The organism is Pseudoalteromonas sp. C2R02, from assembly GCF_018860845.1.
In the GTDB taxonomy this organism is placed as follows: Bacteria; Pseudomonadota; Gammaproteobacteria; order Enterobacterales; family Alteromonadaceae; genus Pseudoalteromonas.
Window position 1 is genome coordinate 147,763 of the sequence record NZ_JAHKQC010000041.1, and the last position, 24,437, is coordinate 172,199.

Here is a 24,437-nt window from a genome sequence, read left to right on the forward strand (position 1 = left end):
TGAATAGCGATTAGTTTGTTGCCCAAGCAAGAACCGTCACCAATAGAACGCAACTAACATTGAGAAACTCATGAACCGATCCAAACAATCATTTAGTTTAATGAAGAAAAGTATCGTATTTGCCTGTACTAGTTTAATTTCATTATCAGCCTTAGCTGATAGCAATCTTGAAGGTCGTATTACCGACCAAAGTCAGTCGGTATATTTTGATGGCGCACAGATTAAAATAAAAGAACTTAATTTATCAACTGTGTCTGAACGTGATGGTTCGTTTAGGTTCCCTAATGTTAAACAAGGTACTTATACCTTACAAATTCACTACATAGGTATCGCACCTGTAGAAAAACAAATAACAATAAGCGATGGCGTAGATTCAAGTCAAAATTATGTGATTGGCAATGCAAGTAATGGCATCGAAAATATTATTGTTTATGGCCAAATTGCAGGGCAAGCCAGCGCGTTAAGCCAACAAAAAAATGCAGAAAATTTAAAATCGGTTGTCAGTGCAGATGCAATCGGTCAGTTTCCAGACCAAAATGCAGCGGAAGCGCTTCAGCGCTTACCAGGTCTGTTTATTCAAAAAGACCAAGGAGAAGGGCGCTTTGTAGGGGTACGAGGTATCGACCCTAATTTAAATAATGTCAGCATAAATGGTGTAAATGTGCCATCTCCTGAGGCAGGTGTCAGAAGTGTTGCATTGGATGTTATTCCAAGTGAGTTAATTCAAAGCCTAGAAGTGAGTAAATCTGTTACTCCGGATATGGATGCCAACGCTGTAGGTGGCTCGATAGAAGTTAAAAGTTTAAGTGCATTTGACCGTGAGGAGCAAAGTTATAGCTTTTCAACTGAAGCGTCACACAATGAATTGGTGTCAAAAACTAGTCCAAAAATTTCGGGCAGTTTTACCGATAAGTTTGAATTAAAATCAGGTGCAGAGCTAGGTGTAGCAAGTGCGTTATCTTGGTTTAAGCGTGATTTTGGTTCACACAATATGGAAACTGACGCTGGCTGGAGCACCATTGAAGTTGAAGATTCACAAACGGGTGAAGACATTGAAATATTTGGTGCAGAAGAAATTGAACAACGAGCATATGAAATTTCACGAGAGCGTTTAGGTGCTGCGTTAAATTTTGATTTACGTACAAGTACAACTGATAAGTATTACTTACGTACTTTATATAGTGATTTCTCTGATGATGAATTTAGATTAAGAAACGAATACAAGTTTGATAAAGGCCAAGTAGATGCAAGTTCAGTAACCGATTCTCCAGCGCAATATACTGATGCGCAAATGGATAGAGATACTAAAGACCGTATTCAAGTACAAGAAATCCTCTCTCTTGTAGCTGGTGGCGAAAATGAATTTGATGATTGGGCATTTGAGTACAGCGTTGGTTATTCAAAATCGAGCGAAACCGAAGATGGACGTATTGATACCGACTTTAATGGCGAAGGTTTTGATTTAGGTTACAGTAGCAATGGTAAAACACCACAGTTAACGCATTCTGCTGATTCTCAAGACTTAACTAACTTTGCGATGGATGAAGTGTCTTATTCTGACAGTTTAAGTGAAGATGAAGAGATCAGTTCTCGTTTTGATATTAAGCGCTATTTTACTTTTGATGATCACTATGGTGAATTTAAGTTTGGCGCTAAATATCGCAGCCGTGAAAAGACAAATGCTGTAGATGCAACAGTTTATGATGGTGGTTTTGGTGATGTGACAGCTGATGAATTTGCAACACCTGCACCTGAGTATGCATTAGGTGAATTTGGTCAAGGCCTAGATGAAGATGGTTTGCATGACTTTGTAATGATGAACAAATCAAGTTTTGATATTAATCAAAATGAATCGGACATCATAACTAAAGGCGAAAGCTACATAAGCACTGAAGATGTTTTTGCAGCCTACGGCATGGTCACTATGGATATTGAAGACTGGCATATCGTAGCGGGCGTGAGGTACGAAAATACTGCGTTCTCAACCAGTGGTAATAAAGTTGATTTAATCATTGATGAAACAACCGATTCTGAAACGGTAAACATTGAAGCATGGCATGTCGAAAAAGATTATGACCACTTATTGCCTAGTTTAAATGTACGTTATGAATTTAAAGATAACTTAGTAACACGTTTTGCTTATACCAATACAATCGCCAGGCCCACTTTTGGTGATTCTGCTGCATATCAATTAATAGAGAGTGAAAGCACACAAGATGGCAATCAAGTATCAACTGAGCGAAAAGCAGTAGTTGGTAATCCAGATTTAGACCCATATGAGTCATCCAACTTAGATTTTTCTATTGAATATTACCCTGATGAGGTAGGTGTATTATCAGCTGGATTATTTTATAAAAACATTGCTAACTTTATTGAGCAAAGAGATGTGCATGATAATGGTCAATGGGATGGATACGACGAAGTAATACAAATGGTTAACGGCGGAGATGCTAAGTTATCGGGTGTGGAGCTGGCTTGGACTAAAACCTTTAATAACGGATTATTATTAGGTTTAAATGGCACATTTATAGATGCTGATTCACAGCTACCAGCGCAATCAGATACCGTTGGTAACTTAATGATAGGTTATGAAAACAATGCAATGAGCGCGCGCTTAACAGCAACCCATAAAAGTGAAAGTTTCCGTTTTTATGAAGCCGATGCAGCTGTATATGAGGCGGCACATAATCAGTTAGATTTCAGCCTGAAATATAATTTAAATACCAGCATGCAAGTATCGTTTAATGCCATCAATATTACCGATGAGCCTTATTATTTATACCACGGTGAAACACAAAATAACTATCAATATGAGCAATACGGTCGCTCATTCCAGTTAGGTTTTACCATTAAATCATTTTAAGTTTTGAATTTACCCTATGGTTATATTAGCCATAGGGTTATTTTGTTATTGAGAAAATATTATGACTGCAAAAATTACATTACTGACAGCGAGCTTATGTTTAGCTCTCTCAGCTTGCTCAAACAATGAACCTGCTAATAAACAAACTGATGCAGCTAAAGATATTAATTTTTTAGCTTTTGGTGATGGTGGTTATCATGTGGATTATCCTAAAACTAAGCATATTAAAAACCCTAGAAATAAAGCGCAATTTATAGAAAAAGAACGTGAAGACTGGCAAGAAGATTATCGTCCTATGTCTGAATTTGATCATGCACCTATTTATGTGTATCCAAATACCCAAATAGCCACAGAGAAAGGTGGTGCTCTGGCTGTTGGTACTGCTATGGCAAGTTTATGTAAAACTAAAGCATGTGAATTTGGTATTCAGCTAGGGGATAATATTTACCCAGATGGTGCAGCAGCAGATGATGGTAAAGATGATCAAAAGCGCATGAATGATCTTATTTTAGCTCCATTAAAGCCTTTGTTTGAACAGCAGCCAGAGTTAATTGTATATTCTGCATTAGGTAATCATGATTGGAAGACATCTCGTAAAGGAGTTGCCTTACAAACCAAATGGATGGCAGAGCAACCTAATTTTCATTTAGATGCCAATGGTTATTACAGCTACAAAATGGGTGAGCCGGGTAACGATGTAGAGTTTTTTGTATTAGATACCAATATGCTGTTATCGGGGCAAACTTTTTACGAAGTACCGCTTAATCCTGATGGCAGTGAAAAACCAGATCATATTGCGTTAAAAGATGGCACGGCAGAACTTGAAGAGCATGAACCACATGAAAAACCTGCAAAAGGCGAAGATACTAAACAGTTAAAATGGTTAGCTGAAGGCTTAGAAAACTCAACAGCTAAATGGAAGTTAGTTTACGGACATCATATTCTTTGGTCGATTGGCGGTACTAAATATAGCGAAGGTCATGTATTACGTAAGTTATTAATGCCGTCATTATGTGAAAATGCAGACGCTTATATTGCAGGTCACGAGCATGACTTAGAATTATTAACTGATGATTGCTCTAAATATATAAATGAGTCAGGTAAAAAATTACCCTTAATCATCAGTGGGGCAGCATCTAAAATGCGTGGTAAACATACACCATTTGCTGAATTCCAAGAGCGTAACTACCCAGAATATGATCTAGTTTGGTCTAAAAGTTTTGTATGGGGTTTTGCTCATATCAACTTAGATAACAGCAAAGATGAGCTTAATGTTGAATTTTATACTACACCAACAGATGGTAGCGGCAAGCTTGTTACAGAACAAAGTTTTAGTTTTGAGCATAGAACTCAATAGTTAACCTCATATGAAGGGGAAAACTGGTTAACTTGTAATAGAGTTAACCAGTTTTAGTTTTTTATTCATAAACCTTTTAGCTAGAAACTCCTTTGAAAATTCAAACCAAGTGATTGATATTCAGCAACATCTGTAAAGATAAGACGCATTCTATTGTTAAAAAAATCAACTTGGGTGTTATATCTCGTAGCGCTATTTAAGCCAGTTCTTTGCTCTAAGGCTATTTGAAAGTTGTAACTTCCTTGCAGGATATTGGTACCTAACCGACTAACATATAAACTTTTTCAGATATGTAATAACAGATACCATTAAATTATTTTTTATCATATGTTTAGTTGGCAGCAAGACTAAAGAAAAACAGAGGCTCAAGAGGTTTATTGTGATTAACGGTTTGAATAAATAAGGAGAGGAGGTAAGGCGTTGTTTACTAGGTTAATTTTATTCTTTATTCTATTTAAAACTGTAGCGACAGTTAAATCAATCCACTATTTAGGGTTAACATCATTAAAGGAATAAAATGAGAAGTATAATAATATTATTTTTATTGGTAGTCACTTTACCTGCCAGCTCTGCCAACCAAAAAGAGTTTGATACAGAGTCTGCATGGCAAGAATTTACGCACAATTTTACTCAGAATTACGCTTACCAAAATAGTACTGGTGTCGATACAGCAAAATTATTGGCTCGATATAAAGAGAAAGGATTAGCAGCTAAAAATGAAAGAGAATTTATTGACGTTATTCAAATTTTCTTACGCTATTACCGTGACCCACATTTAGCTATGGGGCCTATGGATGAAAAAGATTATAGTGTAACGCCAACTGGTTCTGATATTTGGGCTGTATACCAAGCAGGGAAATATTTGGTTGAAGATATCAAGTTGAATAGTGCTGCATATAAATCACAGCTACAAGTTAATGATGTCATTATCTCTGTTGGTGGTTTACCCGTAGATGAGGCAATTAACCAAGTATTTGGAGGCGATTTCGCTAATTTATCAATTAAACAAAAAGAGTGGGGTTTAAATATCGCGTTAGGAGGTTTAAGAAATCAGGCTAGAACACTGATAGTGCTGCAAGGTACTAACAAAAAAAGATTCGAACTCGCCGCTACTTATGAAGCGATTAACCTTGCAAAACAAGCGCCTGTATTATCTTATAAAAGTATAAAGGAAGTCGGCTATATTCGTTTTAACAATTCGTTAGGTAATTCCGATACCGTAACTGCTTTTAAAGAAGCAATCGAAAACCTCATTGATACAGAAGCATTGATTATAGATTTGAGAAATATACCTAGTGGCGGTAATACAGGTGTTGCGGAGCCAATTTTAGGTCATTTTGTTAAACAAAAAACAGCTTATCAATTATATCAATTACAAGAAAATGGAGTGATGTTTCAAGAAGCTCAAATGCAGCAAGCTTTTGCTAAACCTAACACACCTTTTTATAGTAAACCTTTTGTGGTTTTAGCTGGGCGGTGGACAGGTAGTATAGGTGAAGGCATGATGATTGGATTTGATGCGCTTGGTGCTAGAGCAATAATAGGTGCGCCCGTTGCTGATTTATTGGGTGGCATTAAAAGCATGAACTTAGGCGAGAGTAACAGTGTTTTATACCTAGGTTTTGAAAGATTATTTCATGTGGATGGTACTTATCGTGAAGACTTTGAGGCAAATATTGCGGTTATCCCAGCAGATTGGGGTGTTGATGGTACTGATCCTGCCCTGAATAAAGCATTAGAAGTTATTCGCAAAGGCAACAAGCAATAAAGATTTTTTTAGCAATAGGCGCCTCTTGGCGTCTAGCGTTAGATTTGAATTGATTAGTCATCTTAGGGTTAATCAAGTTAAATCGTGAATAGATTTTATGATCACGACCTTGCTTAAAACCGTTTAATTGAATTTACAACCGTTTAATTCTGATATCCTCAAGTCGGCATCTTTTTTACTGAATTAATTTTGACTTCCCTAAAATAGCTAAAAAAAGGGGAACTCTATGAATCTATTTAATAAATCTAAGAAAATTCAATCAGTGTGTTTGACGCTTATGGTGTTGATGACTTCATTTATCAGCTCAGCTAGCAACGTTCAGCAAGTTAACAACGTCGATACATTAGAACAAAAAATCACTTCGATACGAGAAAAGTACGGTGTGCCAGCCTTAGGTGTCACAATTATTGAGGCAAATAAACCAGCCAAAGTATATGCATCTGGTATTGCTAATAAAGCACATCAAGAGCAGGTTACCGGTAAACACCTTTTTAGATTTGGCTCAATCACCAAGTTACTTCCTGGCATTGCAATATTACAACTGCAAGAACAAGGTAAATTGGTTTTAACAGATAATTTAAAAGATATCGCACCAGGTATTCAATTTGAAAACCCATGGCACCAAACTAATCCAGTAAAAATAATGCATTTACTAGAACATACAACTGGTTGGGATAGTCATCCTGCAGAGCAACAAATATTAAAAGATGATGCGTTGTCATTAAAAAGTGTACTTGAGATTTATCCACAAAGTCGTGTGAGTCGTTGGGTACCTGGAACGCGTTCAGCTTACAGTAATACAGGACCAACTGTTGCTGCACGTATTGTTGAAGTTGTATCAGGCATGACATTTTCAGACTATGTTGATACGCATATATTTAAGCCTTTAGGTATGAATAATAGCGCTATTTTAAAACCGGATAACTGGAGCTCCTTTGGTGTGACTCCGCATTTTAACAATGGACTTGAAGTGGGTTTTGAACATATTGCCACGCGCCCGGCATCTGCTTTAACTGCTTCAATGGAAGATATGGCTAAGTTTATCAATTTATTTTTACACCCAGAGCAAAGCCAAATTTTAACAGCTAAATCAGTTGAGCGTATGCAGAGAATTGAATCAGAGTTAGGTTTTGCTAATGGGTTAACAACGTTTCAAGGTTTTGCTCATGCAAAAGATAGTATTAAAGGTCAGTTATTTTATGGTCACAATGGTGGTATTCCAGGTGCGATTAGTGCGATTAGATACAACCCAAAAACACAATCAGGTTTTGCCTTTGCTTTATCTAAAGTATCTGGAGCCGCTTTTAATGAAATAAAATCTGTAATTGCCGATCACTTAATTGAAAAGAGCATAATCGCTAAAAAAACACCGCAATTACTTAATCCTGTTTTTAGCAAGACAAGTGGTATTTATACAAAAATAAATTCAACTATGAGCTTAAGCAATATCACAGACTATTTTACAAGTGCCGTTAAGGTGAATATTTTTGATAAAGGGCTGACATTTACTTGGTTATTAGGTGGATACCAACTGGCCTATCATCAACAAGATAATAGCGCTGTATTGTATAGCTCAAAAGGGTTGGCACAAGTTACATTAGCCAATGACCCCATTTCAGGAGAAGTTTTATTGCGTCACTCAGATGTGTATCAAAAAACAGCTGCATGGGTGTTTTATTCTAAAGCTGCTGCTTTAGCATTGAGTATGATACTGATTTTAACTAGCGTTTTTTATGTGTTTTATTCAGTACTAACGTGTTTAGTAATGCAAGTTCGTCATAAGCTAAAAGCGGCATTATCATTACCGCGTTTATTGATATTTATTTGTACTGCCCTAATATTGGCCGCTGTGTTACCTATTTTATTGGTTGATGAGTCAATTTTATTTAAGAATTTAGTTTGGATAGACCCTATCTTGCTGCTCACAACGACATTTTATCCTGTATTGGTAATGTTAACTGTTTGGTTATGTTGCAAGCAATTTAAAAAACTAGAGAAAGGCTTTCATCGTTTTTATCTGAGCAGTATAGTAATGGCCCATACACTATTCGCAGTATATTTAATGAGTTATCAACTTTTTGCGATTCAATTATCAGCTTAATTATAAGAATAGGGCACGTTAAGTGCCCATAATAAAATTATGAAAATAAAGTTTTTTCCGCGCGATTTTACCTTTTGGATTTATCATTGCTGTGCCTTATTTATCGTGATTGGCATAGACCTAATTACGTCAATGAGTGATGGTCAAATCAATCACAACATTTTAAAGGTATCTTGTTTGTTTATGGGATTGTTTACCTTATTTGCTTTGGTATTTAGGTATACATTTAATACATTTTCTTGGTATCAAATTGAATATCGAAAGCAAATCCCAAGCTTGTTATTTGCTGGTACTTTGCTTTCGATTTTGATCACCAGCGTGATTATTATCATTTGTTATTTTGTGCCTTATTTTAATCCTATTTATCAAACTTATATTGGCAAAGATACACAATTACTATCAGCCTTCTCAACAGCTTTTATGCTTAAACAATCGTTACAAACACAATTGTTTATGTGTTCATGGATTTTTATTTACACCAGTATTACTCATCAAAGGCATGCCTTATCTGCAAAAATGAAAAGCTTAGAGTTAGCTAATTCGTTAAAATCGGCACAATTAGAAAATTTAAATACGCAACTTAATCCTCATTTTTTGTTTAACTCACTCAATAATATACGCTTTATGATTGCCGAATCAGTTGATATGGCTGATGATATGATGGTGAATTTGTCTGAATTACTGCGTTATGCATTAGAAATTTCGCAATCCAACAAAGTTTCTTTAAATGATGAGTTAGCAATGCTTAATAAATATATGCAACTTATTAAGGTGCAATATGAAGATAAACTTAACTTTATTAACGAAGTACCTAACAATAGCCACAACTTAATGATCCCACCTATGATGCTGCAATTATTAGTTGAGAACGCGGTTAAATATGGTGTAGAAAGTTCGACAACCGCAGGCACAATTAAACTCACTTCAAGCCAAACAGATAATACACTGACTTTGAGTTTAGCTAATACATTACCCACAAAAAATGATGTATCGGTTTCGAGCATGCAAATAGGGCTTGCCAATATTCGAGACCGTTTGCATTTACTTTATGGCAATAAAGCCTCTTTTAATACTCAAGTTAAAGACAAGTTATTTATTGCAACTCTGGAGCTACCTAAGGAAAGTCGATGTTAAATGCTGCCGTAATAGAAGATTCGCGTTTAGCGCGCCATGGTTTAATTCGCTTATTAGCGGCCTATGATGAAATAAATGTGATAGGTGATGCTGATAATGTGGCCAGTGCCCTAGCGCTAATAGAAAGTAAGCAACCCGAGGTATTATTTTTAGATATACATATGCCAGGAGAAAGTGGGTTTGATTTACTTGAGAAATTAAATTATTCGCCTAAAGTGATTTTTACTACGGCCTATAATGAACATGCATTGCGATCTTTTGATTATAATGTTGTTGATTACTTGCTTAAACCTATCAGTAAAACTCGACTAAGCGATGCTGTTGCTAAATTAACAGCACAATCCAACCAAGATACTGAACATGTAACGCCTAAAGAAGTTGAGCCAGAAATAAAGCTTACCATGACCAGTAAAGTCTTTATTAAAGATGGTGAGTATTGTCATTTAGTACCATTGGCTGATATAGATTATTTTGAAAGTTGTAAAAACTATACGCGCGTTTTTTTTGGTAAAAAAAATGCCTACATTAAAAAGCCCTTAGTGAATATTTTAAATCGATTGCCTGAAAGTGATTTTTTACAAGCAAATCGCCAGCAAATTGTTAATTTAAATTCTGTTACGCAAACTGATTTAGGAATAGGAGATACCTGCGAAATTGAATTAAATCACATTACGCCAATTTCTATTTCAAGGCGTAATTTACAAGTGCTAAAAACTCGATTAGGTTTTTGATATTTTATGTTATTTACTTAACTATCTTGCCAAAATTTTATACTTAAAAAAAGCATTCTAATTATATGTATTTATAGCTAATATATAAAACTATTTAAACTGACACAGTAAATCTAAGTTAAGGGTGAAATTTTGGCACAAGATAGCAGTATTAGTGATGTTCAATCACAAGAGTTAATGGATGTTATTTCAACTAAATGTGATGAGTTAGATTTGAGCCCAGAACAGGTTTTAGATGGTATTGCCCGTTCTTTATTAGGTGCATCAGTTGCTTTTGGCACGAAAGATTTAAAAGTCGATATTGAAAATGTTGGTATGGTTCAGGTGTCTGTTGTTGATGGTGAAGATTCATAATGACATTGAATTTAAATGATATAAAAAGGCGCGATAAAGCGCCTTTTGTATTTAGTTTGATTGATAAATTATAATGCGGATTTAAACTGCTCTGCTAATTTAACTCTTTGCTCGGTGCTTGGATGAGTTGATAGAAAATCAGTGAACGAACCTGATTGCGAATCATCACCTGCTTGATAATAACTTTCTAAATTTCTCATAATTGATACAAAGCTTTGCAATGGAATATTATGTTTATCGAGCTGCTGTAGTGCGTAATTATCTGCTTCAATCTCAAATTCCCTTGAGTAAGCCATATCTAAAATTAAAGTAGGCAAACCTGTAATTAAATCAAAAGTCTCAACATCACCAGTGATAAACACTACCATAAGTGTGATCATGGCATCTTGTAATATTCTTTGCGTCATGTGTTTATGTTTCAAGTGACCTAATTCGTGAAACAAAACAGCAACTAATTGATCATCAGATTGTGCCAACTTAACAAACTCATCAGTGAACACGATAACACCGTTAGGTAAAGCCAGTGCATTTGCTTGCATGCCAGATCTAAATTCAAGTTTAGGTGTTAAATCTGAATGCAGTGCTAAATACGGTGAGGCTAATGCTCTAATTTCTTGCTGTTTATCCATCGATAATTCAGAAGGTTCAAATACGGTATTGTCTAGCACATCTAAGCTAGAAAAAAACTTATCTGAAGTAAAGCTAGGGGCATTATGCGCGATTACTTTTGCTGCTGATGGGATCCCATAAACAATAGCGCTATATAAAAAAACAATCGTGGCAAGCGTAAATACCGATATCATCGGCAAGTTATTTTCTAAGCGATATAACAATGATTTGTTATTGCTACTATGCTGCCATTGAGAAAAAGTATCAACATTGTCATTATTATCAGTGATAAATAATTGCGCATCAGTAAAAGCGATTTCTCTAGGTGTATTGCCTAAGCGAGATTCTATATTGCATTGATTAAATTCAAAACACAGTGATTGCTGTTGATCAGTCAAATGAATATGTATGAGTTTATGGTCATTAATCACCTCTAAACGCGCATTATGGCGTTTAGAGGTTTTACCATCTAAATAGATTCCGTCTATTAACATGGTGTTCCTTGCTTAAGCAAAATCAAATACTTGACCCATTTCTTCACCTAATGCGCTGACATTTTCTTTCTCGGCAGCTGTAAAGGTGTCTAAACTACCTTGCGCATGCATTGTAATACATGAACAGATATATTTAGTCATTCTTACTTTTGCTGCAGGTAGGTATAAGCCCAGAGTGATAATGGTAAAGAATAAGTTGATTAAAATAACTTTGGTTTGCCCTGTTACTGTTAGTTTTGCATCAAATTTATGTTCTACTAAACTTAAGCTTGCGTAAAATACATTAGTCATAGACACCATAAAGTAAACAAATAAACCAAAATAAACAGCAAAGATAACAACAGGAGAAATCATTGCAAAAGCTGGTACTAAATAAGTGAGTAACCCCATAGGAATACCAATTGCTAGTGCAATGCCTATCATAGTTAAAAAGATCATGCCGTAGTCTTTATAAGTCGCTTTAAAATCAAACTTAGTTGTACCGTATGCGCTATTTCTTACAAAGTACTCATTGGCTTTAAGGATCGCTAAAGGGTATAAAATACCTAAAGTTAAAATACCTAATAATGGCCAAATATAAATCACCATAAAGGCTTCGCCATAAGAGCCTTTAAAGCGAAATTGTATGTTTTTATATGCCGACATTCTGTTAGTAAATGCCACTGATTGATTCACAAAATAAGGAATGGCAAACACGAGTGCTATGGCAATCATCACTCCAACGATAGGGGCATAAATACTTGCAACATAGTAAGCAATAAAAGCGACTATTGCGATAATTCGACCTTTTAATATGGTGATCGGATCTGCTAGATAGCGAAAGTTAGTATTTTCTAAATATAGATTTGAATAAAAGTAACGATTATTTCTTACCGTAGCCCAAGCTGAATAAATACCTAAAGTGACTATGGTTAATAATATATTCACAATCCAAATTTTGAAATATTCCATTCCGTCTCCACGGAACTCAAAATTTAGAATGCTAGTTTGTTTTGGTGCATCAGCACCGTGTGTTATAGATGCGTTCTCTGGCACTTCTGTGTTCATCTTATTTCCTTGATGTTATTGTTTTAATCTTACTTCAACAGATGTGAAGTAAGCGGTAAATAATATACATATTTTGTTACAGGTACAATAACGAAATATTACACATGACGTTTTAAAATGTGGTTATAGGGTAAGGTGTAGGAGCTGGCTTTAGCCGCGAATGGCATTTAAAAACCAGTTAAATTAGCACCGATTACAGTGAATGTGTAGAATTACTTTAATGCTAAATATCAGTATCAATATAATAATTAATGAGGGTTAAATTTTGACACAAGAAAGCAGTATTAGTGATGTGCAATCACAAGAGTTAATGGATGTAATTTCAACTAAATGTGATGAATTGGATTTGAGCCCAGAGCAAATTTTAGATGGTATTGCACGTTCATTATTAGGTGCATCAGTTGCTTTTGGTACTAAAGATTTAAATGTAGATATTGAAAATGTAGGTACGGTTCAGGTTTCAGTTGTAGATGGTGAGAATTCGTAATTAATGTAGGCTTGGCTTTAGCCCCAATGGTGTTGTTTGATATTTGTGGTGGAGTTCAGTTCTTTGTTTTACGTAATAACTTTCATCCGTCATTCCCGAGGTGTTTTATCGGGAATCTTGTGTGGATTTACGCTGAAGTTCCTATTATTACCTTAAGTCTTGTCTCATAGTTATTTTGGTAGGCGGGGCTTTAGCCGCGAAATGTGCTGTAATAAATTGTGAGTTTGGGTTCAAACCTGAATTTAGCTTGATTTTTTGTTCATTCTTTTACTCCCTTCTAAAACAAAGACCAAAAAGAACGAACCACAAATTTATCGGGAATAAATTTGAACAGCTTTAGCTGGCCCTTAGGGTGAAATACAGGACGTATTTCATAACAAAAATTCGCCCCTGCTTTTATAAATAATTGGCTCACTATTCTTCAAACTTTAAATTGATGTGAACGCAAACGTCATGAAAGCTACGCCCATGTACCAAGCATGACTTAGCAAACATCTTGTTTTCAGATTGCTCATCAATTAAAACTTTTCAGGTGTGATTTAAAGGGTAGGGAGTCAAATTTGATAATTGTGCAAAATGCAAGACTTGATCCCATAGGTTTTAAAAAATCAGCATAGCAATAGGTTTGTATTTTTGGGTACAATTAATTGCTAAGTATCCCCTATATTGAAGAAAAGCTATCTATAGGGCCTATATCAAATTTTATAGGGGTATTTTTTAAATAATAACAATTAGAGGTTTTAATGCGCTACATTTTAATCATTTCTATGGTTCCAAGCATCTTATTGGCGGCGAGTCATATTAAGAGAGAAGCCGATTATTATGAGGTTCATTCTGTTTATCAAAGTATGAATTGCTTTGAAGAAAAGACTGAGCCAGAAATGGATGAGTGCGGGAGTAAAAGCTTAAAGTTGGCAAAAGACAAAATGAACTCACTCTTTAATATGATTCTGTCTGACTCTAAAGAGGGAGCTTTGTCAGTAAGCGATAAAATTAAAAAGTCTCAAGAGGACTGGGGTCTTTACATGAAATCTAGCTGTGTAATGGAAACCTTAGAATCGGAGGGGGGAAGTGGGTATAACTCTATAATTAATTTTTGTTATGAAACAAAAGTTAATGAACGTATTAGCTATTTACAATGGATTTTAAGTAATAAATAAGAGTTACACTGTTCCTATGTTAAAAATTTTTAGGTGTAATTTAAGGGGAGAGGGAGTCAATTTTTGAGCTTTGTGCACGATGCAAGACCTGACCCTATAGAATGGGCTTTAGCCGCGCATGGTGCAGCTATAAATTATGAGTTTGGGTTTAAATCTGAGTTCAACTCGGTTTTTTGTTCATTCTTTTACTCTTTTTAGTTTTTATAAACCAAGAGGGCCAAAAAGAACGAACTACAAATTTATCGGGAATAAATTTGAACAGCTTTAGCTGGCCCGTAGGGTGAAATACAGGGCGTATTTCATAACAAAAAGTCGCCCCTGCTTTTATAAATAATTGGCACACTGATCTTCAAACTTTAAATTGATGTGAACGCAAGCGCCATGAAAGCTACGCCCATGTAGCAAGTATGACTTAGCAAACATCCTGTTTGCTATTGCGCATCAATTAAAACTTTTCAGGTGTGATTAAAAGGGGAGTTGGTGTTTAATCTGATATTTGTACACGATGCAAGACCTGACCCTGTTGATCTCCGTTGGCTCAGTGATAAAGTAAAGTCATCTCTTAAATGAATAGCATCACTAAGTGGACCGTTCATTAAATCTTGAGCCATATCGTTTTAGCAAGTTCTAAGCATCTTTAGTTTTATTAAAGGCTAAAATATCTCCAGGCTGGCAGTCTAGATATTGACAAATACTGGCTAGGGTTTCGAATCGAACGCCTTTCACTTTACCCCTTTTAAGTAGAGACAGATTGGCTTCAGTGATCCCTATCCCCTTGGCGAGTTCTTTCGAACTGACTTTACGAATAGCCATCATTACATCCAAATTAACTATTATTTCCATAACTAAAACTCCGCTAAATTAGATGAACTCTTTATTTTCGGCTTCGATTTCTCGGGCTGCTTTGAGCAAATAAACAATAAGTAACATCAGTAATATGGTGGTGATATTACTGATGTCGAGGTCGACAGATATACGTGTGTGTTCAAAAAATTGATTGTGATATATAGCAGTTGCTAATTCTTGAGTTATTTTTAATACGATATCTAGCACTTTCAACCATATAAGCCAGAGATAACAACGCATCGCCTCATTACCAAAGAACTGACCCAATTGAAAATGCCCTAATAAACGTTGTAACCAATAAAAACCAACAAAAAGCGTAACTAATCTGGGTAGTTGCAATCCAAGGAGTATTCCTTTATTTGCATCTGGATAGTCCCAAAGTTCGTAAAAATATGTGCTAGCTGCACGTCGTAACTCGTCATTGACAACGTATTCATAAACCAGAAAAAAAAGCATGCTGGCGGATCCAATTAACACCAAGGCTCTAAAAAATAGACTGATCTTCATCAGTTTCTGCATATTTGTATTCATTGTAAAACTTTCCCTGCTTAAATTTATAGTAATTATATCAGGCAGAAACTTTTGATTGTATAAAAATATATAATTATCGTTTTACAATAATTAATGTCTGTATTACTATAATTTAAAAGCAGAGAAGTTACTTTAAATATGTGCTGCTTTTGGTTTCTGAACTCGTGTCGAGCATAAGCCAAATAAAATTCGCTCAATATTAAAATAGTTAAAGTAAAGATTAATTAGCAAAAGGATTAAGTAAATATGCAACAAAAAACACAAATAGATTCTGTTATACCTGCATCATTTGAAGAAGCTGAATCATCACAAATTCGAACTGTCAGTTTGGATTTAATTTTGACTCTTGGGACTTTATTTAGCTTGAAATGGTTTTTACTACAATTTACAGCTATGTGGACTTTCGCTGGTCCAATATCATTATTGGCAAGCCTAGGAGTTGCCACTTGGTGCCTTAAACGTAACAATGAAACTTGGAAGTCTATTGGCTTTAAACACGATACTAGCTGGCTTAAATTGTCACTATGGGTACTCGTTGCATTGATAGTAACAACGGTTCTAGGTAATTTAGCTGGAGGACTTGCTGGATCTTTAATCATCCCAGGATCAGGAGTAGATGAACAAGCTGAAGCATTCATGGCTGGTCGGTTTGACAATGTACCTGGAAACTTCCCTGTTTACCTTTATTGGCTAGTGATCTCTTGGGTTATAGGTGCTTTTACTGAAGAGTTATTGTTTAGAGGCTTTATGATTTCACGTTTTGAGAAAGTTTTCAGCCGATTACCTTTTGCAATTGGGTTGGCAATTTTAGCACAAGCTCTTATTTTTGGTCAGCAGCATATGTACTATCAAGGCATTCAGGGGTTAGTCGCAATGACGGTTATCGGTATTTTTTCTGGCATGATTTATGTATTTTGTAAGCGTCGTTTATTACCGCTCATGATCTCTCATGGACTAGCTAATACGGTTGGTATTACTATGATGTATTTAGGTTCAACTGGGGCTGGATAATCATTAATTAAAGTGAATAAAATTACAGACTCATATTTTTAACTTTAAAGCTTCATCATATTATTAGGATATGATGGCGCTTTGAAGGTTATCTGGCACAGATGATTAAATAATTATTAGGGAAGCTTTGATTCTACGATTATCTTTCTTTTAAGTTACTCTTAAAAAGCTCAAAATACCATCAATTTTTATTGTTTTTAAAAAACCTCTATACACCTGTTTTATATGGCTTGTTTTGATTTTGCTCAATTTGAACAAAAATTAAAGCTTGAATCGTGATGTTATCTTGTTAATATAGCTATGTGTAATTACTTATATCATTTTGTTATATTTGATTGAATCCATATAAAGAGCCTGTATATGACTGCCCAAAATTCTTTAAGCCAAATTTATCTTGATGCAAATGCAACGACGCCGGTATTGCCACAAGCTGCAGCTGCGGCTTTAACGACTATGGAAACGATGTTTGGTAATCCAAGTAGTAGCCATATTTCTGGTCTGCAAGCGAAGCAGATTATGGATAATGCACGTGATAAGGCTAAACAGGTTTTAGGTTCGGGTAATGGTTCGGTTATTTTTACCAGTGGTGCGACTGAAGGTATCCAAACAGGTATTTTATCTGGGCTTTACAGTGCTAAGTCGCAAATGCAAGCTGGTAAAAAGTACACGATTTTATATGGCGCAACTGAGCATAAAGCGGTGCCAGAATCGTTAAAACATTGGAATAATATTCTTGAAATTAATGCTGAAGTAAAAGCGATTCCGGTTAATCGTGATGGCGATTTAGATTTAGAGTTTATTGCTAATGAAGTACCCAATGCTTTAATGATTTGTACTATGGCAGTAAATAACGAAACGGGCGTATATCAAGATTTAGCGCGTTTAGAAAAAGTAATTCGTGATAATAACGCGGGTATTTACTGGATGGTTGATTGTGTTCAAGCACTTGGTAAAACGTCTTTAGATTTAGCCAATACGAGTATTGATTATGCCCCTTTTAGTGGTCATAAATTATATGGCCCTAAAGGTATTGGTTTTGTTTATATTCGTGAAAATGCACCTTTTACACCATTTATTGCTGGTGGCGGTCAAGAAGGTGGTTTACGTTCTGGTACTGAAAACTTACCGGGCTTAGCGGCATTGAATGTGATTTTTGATATGTTGTTATCAACTAACGATGAATCTTTTACTAATGTTGAACAGCTTCATAAATTTAGAGCGCAATTAACTGCGGCACTTAAACAGTCTTTCCCTGAAGTGGTATTTAACCACAGCTTTAAAAATAGTGTGCCAACAACATTAAACTTTGCGATTCCAGGTTTTAGCTCTAAAGAAATCATGGATTTATTTGATGCGGCTAATATTCGTGTGAGCTCAGGCTCTGCATGTAGCTCTAAAGTAACACGTAGTTTTGTATTAGATGCTATGGGTTTACCTGCATGGCAAAGTGAGTCGGCGATCCGTATGTCGTTTGGCCCTGCTATGACGCAAGATCAAATTGATATGGCGTGTGAGCGTATTATTCAGTCGGCTCAAGCTTTAGGTCAAAGTTGTTTAACTTTAGATTCAAATGATTTAAATCCGCGTGCAGATCTTGCAGGTTTAGTGCAATTTAAAGTTGGTGGCAGCTGTACTTGGTTATATGTAGATCAAGCAACAAAGTCTGCTGTAGTAATTGATCCACTTGCAGAAATCACAGAAAGATTATCTACCGTATTAAATTGTCAAAACTTAACGTTAACAGCTGTTATAGATACCCATGGCCATGCTGATCATATATCTGACCGTGGTCAATTAGTTAATAACTTAGACTTAACTCAAGCAACTGACTTTTTAGGTTGGCCTGTTAACTGTGATGTTAAAATATTAAATGGTCAAAGCTACCCTATGATCAAAGTGGGCGAAAAATACTTAGTAAAAGTAGCAACGCCAGGTCATACCGATGATAGCATCAGCTTAATTTTATGCTCTGAAGTAAATAACGAACTTAAAATAGAATATGTATTCTGTGGCGATATGATTTTAATGGGCAGCTTAGGTCGCACTAACTTTTCAACAAGCAGCTCAGAGCAAATGCTACAAAGCATTCAGCGATTACACAGCATAGTAGGCACTGACAGTTTATTATGTGCTAGCCATGATTATCATAATGAATTTGTGACCACCATAGCGGCAGAGATGGATCGTAACTGCTTATTGTCTCGCGTGATTAATAAAGAGATTGCAGTTGCTGATTTTGTAACAGAAAAAACAGCACTAGATACTAATATTAATGATGAAACGGGCAGTGAAATCATGTGTGGCGCGTTTGTAGAGTCTTGCAATACAAAACCTGTTACTGATTATAACTCGCAAACTTTATCTGATGCTATGTCACAATCAGATGATATGACGCTGATTGATATTAGAGAACCTCATGAATATGCATTAGGGCATGCGCAAAAATTTGGTATAAACGTACCACTTACGCGTTTAGTTGATTTTATTGGTGCACATCAAGATAAGTCTGAGCAACTAGTATTAGTATGTCGCAGTGGCAGCCGCTCACATATTGCAGCGCAGGCATTAGCACGTTTAGGCTATAAAAACGTAGGTCATTTAAAAGGCGGTTATGCTTTAAATAACTAAATAGCTGGATTACTTATTGATTCAATCTCACTTTATTAACCCTGAATATGATGATCGGTTAATAAAGTGAAAAACACATTTAAATCATACCAATGCTATTAAGTTTGCGATCTAAGATAAATTCTCGAGAACGCATGTTTATACTTTCAGATTAAACTTAAGTTTCTGCATCTATATAAGCAATATAACGATAGTATTTTTAAACCATTTCGATTAGTCACAGATTTATTGGAATTGATATGATTGTTCCTAATATCTGGTTTTTTATCTTAGTCACTGTACACTGGCTTTAACATTCGCTTAAAAACCAAATACATGAAAATAAAAATAGCGCTACTTACCCTCTTTTTAAGTTTTTCTAGTCAAGCAAAAAAAATCGCCATTACTTTTGATGATGCACCTATGCCGGATTCAGCATTATTTACTGGTGAACAGCGCACCAATAAAATTATCAACAGCCTACAAAAATCAGGTGTACAAGATGCCTTGTTTTTTATTACTACAAAACATATCACGCCAGAATCTCAAAGCCGTTTAAAAACCTATACCGATGCTGGGTTTCATTTAGCTAATCATAGCCATGCGCATATTTCAGCGAATAAAAATGATGTTGATACTTTTATTAAAGACTTTAATCAAGCGCATAACATACTTGAAAACAAGGCGAGCTTTTTACCATTTTATCGTTTTCCGTACTTACATCATGGAAATACAGTCCAGAAGCGAGATCAAATTAGAGCGCATTTACAAGCGTCTGGTTATCAACAAGGCTATGTAACCATAGATAACTACGAATGGTATCTAAATAGCAAGTTGCAACAAGCTTTAAACAAGCAAAAAGCGATAGACTATGAAGCGCTTAAACAAGTTTATATAACAACATTGGCCGATGGCATTGCGTTTTATGACGAAATAGCAATTAAAGCATTAGGGCGTTCACCTAAACATGTTTTGCTATTACATGAAAACGATATTACGGCACTATTTGTGGGTGATTTAATTGCACATTTAAAAAGTAAAGGGTGGGAGATTATTTCTGCACAGCAAGCCTATACAGATCCTATCGCCAAAGAATTACCTGATGTGTTATTTAATGGTCAAGGTCGAGTTGCTGCAATTGCCAATTCAAAAGGTGTTGCAGCTAAAACTATGGTTGGTAAGTGGGAAAGCACAGATAAATTGGATGCTTTGCTAGCTCAAAAAAAGGTCTTTAAATAAACTTTTAACAGCTAGCAAATATTTATAACAAGCTCGCTAAATTTAAGCTTTGTGTTGTACTGTAGTTAAATAGCGGGCTATCTACTTTGATTGTCAGTGGCAAGTTCGGGTTTTTTAATAAACTCAATACATTGCTAACTAATTGGTTGGTTTTTAAAGTTAAAGGTACATTAATTTGATTTTTACCTTGGGTAATTTTTTGGTTATTTAAAGCGCCATTCAGTAATGACTTATTACCCGTTGAGAGTGAATAATTAACTTTATCTAAAGGTAATACAAAGTCGTTTTTATTATTAATGTTAAAGCTTGCCATTAAAGTGACTGCATTAATATTCGCCTTTTTAATTGTCAATTTGTTAACTGATATATCTGGTATATACAAGTTAGCTGACTGACTAAAAGGAATTGCAAACCCCATTACGTTCACATTACCTTTAATAGAATAATTAATCTGTTTATCTTTAAATAAAGCCGTTTGTAAGGTTTTTAACGACTGATTTTTAAGGTTTAAATCTAAAGTTACATCTTTTGGTGAGTTAGGATTTAATGTGCCAATTTGATTGGTTGAACCTGAAACTATTTGTTTGCTGTTTAGCTCAAGCTGATAACTTACCGATTGAACCGGTACTGCGTATAAATTGGGGTTAGTAATCGTAAAAGTGGGCATTAAGCTAATACCATTTTTATTTACTTCACCTAAAGCAATTTTTTTATAACTAATTTTTGGTTGTTGCACATGTTGTTTTATTTGTTGCTCTAAAGTGGCACATGAAGTGAGTGATAAAATGCCCACGGCTAATACTAGGCGTTGAGAATTGTGAAAAAAATGTGATTGAGTCATCATAAAATAAAGCCTAATTGAAATTAGGCTAAGTATATACCAAGCCAGGTAAACTGAATATTGTCTCCTAAAGTAGTTTGGATTTTGTGTGATAATTACAATCGCTTATTTTTGTTGCGATAAGCGATAAATCAATATTGCTGTTTTTTCGATATTTTTATTTAAAGTGGTTAAATCAGCAATTTCATTTTTAGTATGGGCTCCTGAACCCATTAGTCCTAAACCATCTAATGCCATATCAACATGTTCTGCTGCAAATGAAATATCGGCAGCGCCTGCTTTTCTAGGGTTAGCTGGTTTAACTGGGTTATAACCTAAATTTTGGCTGACTTGGCTATATTGCGCTAATAAGTCTAAGTTGCCTTGTGTGAGTGCCATAGGCGGATAACCCGCTTCAAAAATAAGTTCTGCGCTTGTATGGTTTAAGTTGTTTTTAACGATATTTTGCATCGTTTGCTTGGCTTGTTTCAGCTGCTTATTTGATAACGCTCTTAAATCGCCTCTTACTTTAGTTGTTTGCGCAATCACATTACTTTTACCAAATGCAGAGCCGCTAGATTTTGAATTATCGTAGTCAATATTGGTGCCACCAATAATGATGCCTGGGTTAAATGTAAGGTTTTCTTCTTGCTCTAATTGCGTTCGAAAAGCTTCTAAAATTCGGGCTGTCTCATAAATTGATCCGTAGCCGATTTCTTCATTAAATATTTGTGACGAATGTGCTGGTTTACCTGCTACATTTAAAGTCCAGCCGGTATAGCCTCTACGAGCAGCCATTCCAGTATTAATATTGTTATCACCATTTTCAAAACCTAATGCAATATCAGCCCAAATTGCAGCATCTACTATGGCTTTTTTAGATAAAGATAAAGGTCGACCACTGCTTTCTTCATCGCCTGTTAATAGCACTTTTATACTGATATTATCGAGTAAATTAAGCTTTTTTAAAATACGCATTGCTGAAATGATAATTGTATTGCCGCCTTTCATATCGGCTACACCTGGCCCTGCGGCTTGCGTATCACTTAACATTTTAAATTTTTGAAAGTCATCATTTTTGGCAAATACGGTATCTAAATGACCGATCATTAAAACTTTAAGTGCATTAGGTTTTTTACTATTATGGGTTGCTAAAATATGGCCTGCGCGATTAAATTCGCTGCCATCTAACCACTGTACATCAAAGCCAATATCAGATAACTGTTGTTTGGCCAATTCGCCAACTTGCTTTACACCTTCAATATTCATTGAACCACTATTGATATTAACGGCTTGTTCAATTTCTTTTAGTGCTTGTGGAATGGCTAATTCAGCCTGTTTAACTATGTTTTTTTCATTGTGATCGAGCTTTGTATTTGCATGTGTATTTGCTATAAATGATGTTGCTAAAAAGAGCAGCGTTGGTATTTTTTTTATTTTAAACATAGATATCAGGCATAAATTGAGAGTGGTTTTAATATCTATTAAAAGAGAGTTAATTTCAATTAATTAGTGAAAACCATAATTGCTCTTATAGCATGAGATGTCGATAAGAAAAGTGTAATTATTCTATATTGATAGACACGGTGTTAGCATGGCAAATACTGGAGTTAAATACATTATTTACCTTATGGGCTATGGGTTTAGTGATTAAAGTAATGGCATAATCATCTTTTTTAAATTCATAGGCTTGAGCTAAATCAATTTGCGTGGTTAAGCTGCTATTCGCATTAATAATAACAAAGTCATCTATTTGAGGTGTATTACGCTTTACCATAGGCCCTAGATATTCAAGTGTTTGATTTTCTTTGTTAGTAATTTTAAATAGATTTGAAAAAAATCCTTCAAACGGCGTGTACCAAGTTAAAAGTGAAATGGGTTTAGCTGATGTATTATGTATTGTGAAGTCGAGTAACACAGCCTGCGCTTCATATTGCTGGGGTTCAATCTTAAGTTCGCATTTTAACATTTTAGGCATAATGTGATTAGGTGTTGATGCAAAGATAGTGATTGGTAATAGCAGTAATATAAGACATAGTATTTTTACCTGCATAGCACTCTCTTGTTGTGATAAAGAGCAGTTAAACACTGGCGTTACCTGCTCTTGGTTTAGAAACTAGTTATTATTAATTTTGATGAGGTGTATTCTCAGCAAAATATTCATGGCTATCAGCATTGTTAAGTGCTTGATCTGGATTAGAATTAGCTAAACTCTTAGCACCACTATGGCCGTATACAACATCATCAGTACCTGCAACTGCATTAAAATGGCTTAGTTCATGAATTATAGTACCAGCGCGTGAATCTGTGCCAATTTCATTTGCACTCCAAAATGCTTTACATAAATATACTTTATAAGGTTGTGCAGGGTAAACATAAGCAAAATAAGTTTTTTTACAACTACAGTCAAATGTTACAGGTTTAGTATCGATAGCATCGTTAATCGCATCAAAATTAGCTACAGCTGTGTTGTAACGAGAGTTTGTCGCTTCTCCAAACCAAGTTTCATATCGGGCTGAAGTATTATTAGCCGAATGCGAATTTAAGTATGAAACAGCATTATTTGTAAGTTGATCTGCAGCGCTAAATGCACTCATGATCTCAGTTTTTTGACCGTTGTCACAGCGGCCAGTAAAGCATGTGCCATCAATACAATCACCAGAACCATTACCTCCTCCTGGCTTGCCTTTGTTGGCAGAACCTTTTGAAGTTACCCCCTCTAACCAAATGTTTGCGACATTTGACTTTAGTGTTTCAACATCCATTTTTTCAGCTTTGTTTTGCTGACCTTTATTGCTAAATAAGTGTAAAGATTTAACGTCGTAACTTACTTGATAGTTACCCGCTTCACTCATATCGTATAAAGATGATAGTTCAAATGATTTTGTTAAGGTTTCGCCTGATTTTAATTTAATAAAATCTTTTTCTGTTGGCGCTTGTCGTTTGTAATGTGGGCCGTAAAAAGCAACTTCAACACCATCTCTTTCAACATGAAAGATATGTTCTTCTTCAAGATCTGTATACCAACCTAATATTTTTTGTTGGCCATTGGCATTATTGGTGATTGATAAAGTTGCATTTACATTACCGTTATCTGCTTCATTAACAGAAACATCTATATCTAATTGAGGTTTTGCGGCATTTACATTTAATGCAACCACAGCTGAAAATGTGACTGCGAGCTTAGTAAAAAGTCTCATTGATTTACCCTTATTGTTGTCGTTTTTTAATATACCCATCACTTTGATGGTACGACTCAATATTGGTATTTACTTATA

At 35.3% G+C, this 24,437-nt stretch carries 20 protein-coding genes; 12 read left to right on the forward strand and 8 right to left on the reverse strand.

Features of this window, described 5'->3' with window-relative positions:
- Positions 1–70: 70 nt before the first annotated feature.
- From KO527_RS20095 to KO527_RS20125, 7 genes are all read left to right on the forward strand, one after another.
- Entirely contained in the window at positions 71–2,863 is a 2,793-nt protein-coding gene (locus tag KO527_RS20095; RefSeq protein ID WP_216042044.1) for a TonB-dependent receptor, read from the forward strand.
- 61 nt (positions 2,864–2,924) lie between these two features.
- On the forward strand, positions 2,925–4,220 hold the full coding sequence (locus KO527_RS20100; protein WP_216042045.1) for a metallophosphoesterase: 1,296 nt from the start codon (positions 2,925–2,927) through the stop codon (positions 4,218–4,220).
- 517 nt (positions 4,221–4,737) lie between these two features.
- Entirely contained in the window at positions 4,738–5,988 is a 1,251-nt protein-coding gene (locus KO527_RS20105) for a S41 family peptidase (protein WP_216042046.1), read from the forward strand.
- A 226-nt stretch (positions 5,989–6,214) separates the two neighbouring features.
- Positions 6,215–8,089, forward strand: a complete 1,875-nt coding sequence (locus tag KO527_RS20110) for a serine hydrolase domain-containing protein (RefSeq protein WP_216042047.1) — start codon at positions 6,215–6,217, stop codon at positions 8,087–8,089.
- Between the two features lie 39 nt (positions 8,090–8,128).
- Positions 8,129–9,223: a histidine kinase gene (locus tag KO527_RS20115; protein WP_216042048.1), complete on the forward strand. Its 1,095-nt coding sequence runs from the start codon at positions 8,129–8,131 to the stop codon at positions 9,221–9,223.
- On the forward strand, positions 9,217–9,954 hold the full coding sequence (locus KO527_RS20120) for a response regulator transcription factor (RefSeq protein ID WP_216042049.1): 738 nt from the start codon (positions 9,217–9,219) through the stop codon (positions 9,952–9,954). The genes KO527_RS20115 and KO527_RS20120 overlap by 7 nt, the downstream gene beginning before the upstream one ends.
- Positions 9,955–10,086: 132 nt before the next feature.
- Entirely contained in the window at positions 10,087–10,308 is a 222-nt protein-coding gene (locus tag KO527_RS20125; protein WP_216042050.1) for a hypothetical protein, read from the forward strand.
- A gap of 68 nt (positions 10,309–10,376) precedes the next feature.
- Here the strand turns inward: KO527_RS20125 and KO527_RS20130 are convergent, their stop codons facing one another.
- Together KO527_RS20130 and KO527_RS20135 are read right to left on the reverse strand one after the other, a co-directional pair.
- Positions 10,377–11,411 (reverse strand): M48 family metallopeptidase, encoded by a 1,035-nt coding sequence (locus tag KO527_RS20130; protein WP_216042051.1) that lies wholly within the window; start codon positions 11,409–11,411, stop codon positions 10,377–10,379.
- 12 nt (positions 11,412–11,423) lie between these two features.
- Positions 11,424–12,458: a YjgN family protein gene (locus tag KO527_RS20135; protein WP_216042052.1), complete on the reverse strand. Its 1,035-nt coding sequence runs from the start codon at positions 12,456–12,458 to the stop codon at positions 11,424–11,426.
- 265 nt (positions 12,459–12,723) lie between these two features.
- Here KO527_RS20135 and KO527_RS20140 point away from each other — a divergent pair, with 265 nt between their 5' ends.
- Entirely contained in the window at positions 12,724–12,945 is a 222-nt protein-coding gene (locus tag KO527_RS20140; RefSeq protein ID WP_216042053.1) for a hypothetical protein, read from the forward strand.
- 743 nt (positions 12,946–13,688) lie between these two features.
- Entirely contained in the window at positions 13,689–14,105 is a 417-nt protein-coding gene (locus KO527_RS20145; RefSeq protein ID WP_216042054.1) for a lysozyme inhibitor LprI family protein, read from the forward strand.
- Positions 14,106–14,732: 627 nt separating this feature from the next.
- On the opposite strand, the gene KO527_RS20150 is transcribed toward KO527_RS20145, so the two are convergent.
- Positions 14,733–14,948, reverse strand: a complete 216-nt coding sequence (locus tag KO527_RS20150) for a helix-turn-helix transcriptional regulator (protein ID WP_216042055.1) — start codon at positions 14,946–14,948, stop codon at positions 14,733–14,735.
- Between the two features lie 18 nt (positions 14,949–14,966).
- Positions 14,967–15,482, reverse strand: coding sequence for a DUF2975 domain-containing protein (locus KO527_RS20155; RefSeq protein ID WP_216042056.1), 516 nt, complete (start codon positions 15,480–15,482; stop codon positions 14,967–14,969).
- A 246-nt stretch (positions 15,483–15,728) separates the two neighbouring features.
- Here KO527_RS20155 and KO527_RS20160 point away from each other — a divergent pair, with 246 nt between their 5' ends.
- From KO527_RS20160 to KO527_RS20170, 3 genes are all read left to right on the forward strand, one after another.
- A complete protein-coding gene (locus KO527_RS20160; protein ID WP_216042057.1) occupies positions 15,729–16,493 on the forward strand; it encodes a CPBP family intramembrane glutamic endopeptidase in 765 nt (254 codons plus the stop codon).
- 360 nt (positions 16,494–16,853) lie between these two features.
- Positions 16,854–19,121 carry an aminotransferase class V-fold PLP-dependent enzyme gene (locus KO527_RS20165; RefSeq protein ID WP_216042058.1) on the forward strand — a complete coding sequence of 756 codons (2,268 nt, stop codon included), beginning with the start codon at positions 16,854–16,856 and terminating at the stop codon, positions 19,119–19,121.
- A 315-nt stretch (positions 19,122–19,436) separates the two neighbouring features.
- Positions 19,437–20,339, forward strand: coding sequence for a polysaccharide deacetylase family protein (locus KO527_RS20170; RefSeq protein WP_216042059.1), 903 nt, complete (start codon positions 19,437–19,439; stop codon positions 20,337–20,339).
- A 22-nt stretch (positions 20,340–20,361) separates the two neighbouring features.
- On the opposite strand, the gene KO527_RS20175 is transcribed toward KO527_RS20170, so the two are convergent.
- The 4 genes from KO527_RS20175 to KO527_RS20190 form a co-directional block, all read right to left on the reverse strand.
- Positions 20,362–21,183, reverse strand: coding sequence for an LEA type 2 family protein (locus KO527_RS20175; protein ID WP_216042060.1), 822 nt, complete (start codon positions 21,181–21,183; stop codon positions 20,362–20,364).
- Between the two features lie 102 nt (positions 21,184–21,285).
- Positions 21,286–22,605 (reverse strand): M20/M25/M40 family metallo-hydrolase, encoded by a 1,320-nt coding sequence (locus KO527_RS20180; protein ID WP_216042061.1) that lies wholly within the window; start codon positions 22,603–22,605, stop codon positions 21,286–21,288.
- Between the two features lie 118 nt (positions 22,606–22,723).
- Positions 22,724–23,212, reverse strand: coding sequence for a hypothetical protein (locus tag KO527_RS20185; RefSeq protein WP_216042062.1), 489 nt, complete (start codon positions 23,210–23,212; stop codon positions 22,724–22,726).
- 73 nt (positions 23,213–23,285) lie between these two features.
- Positions 23,286–24,359: a M35 family metallo-endopeptidase gene (locus tag KO527_RS20190; protein ID WP_216042063.1), complete on the reverse strand. Its 1,074-nt coding sequence runs from the start codon at positions 24,357–24,359 to the stop codon at positions 23,286–23,288.
- Positions 24,360–24,437 lie beyond the last annotated feature (78 nt).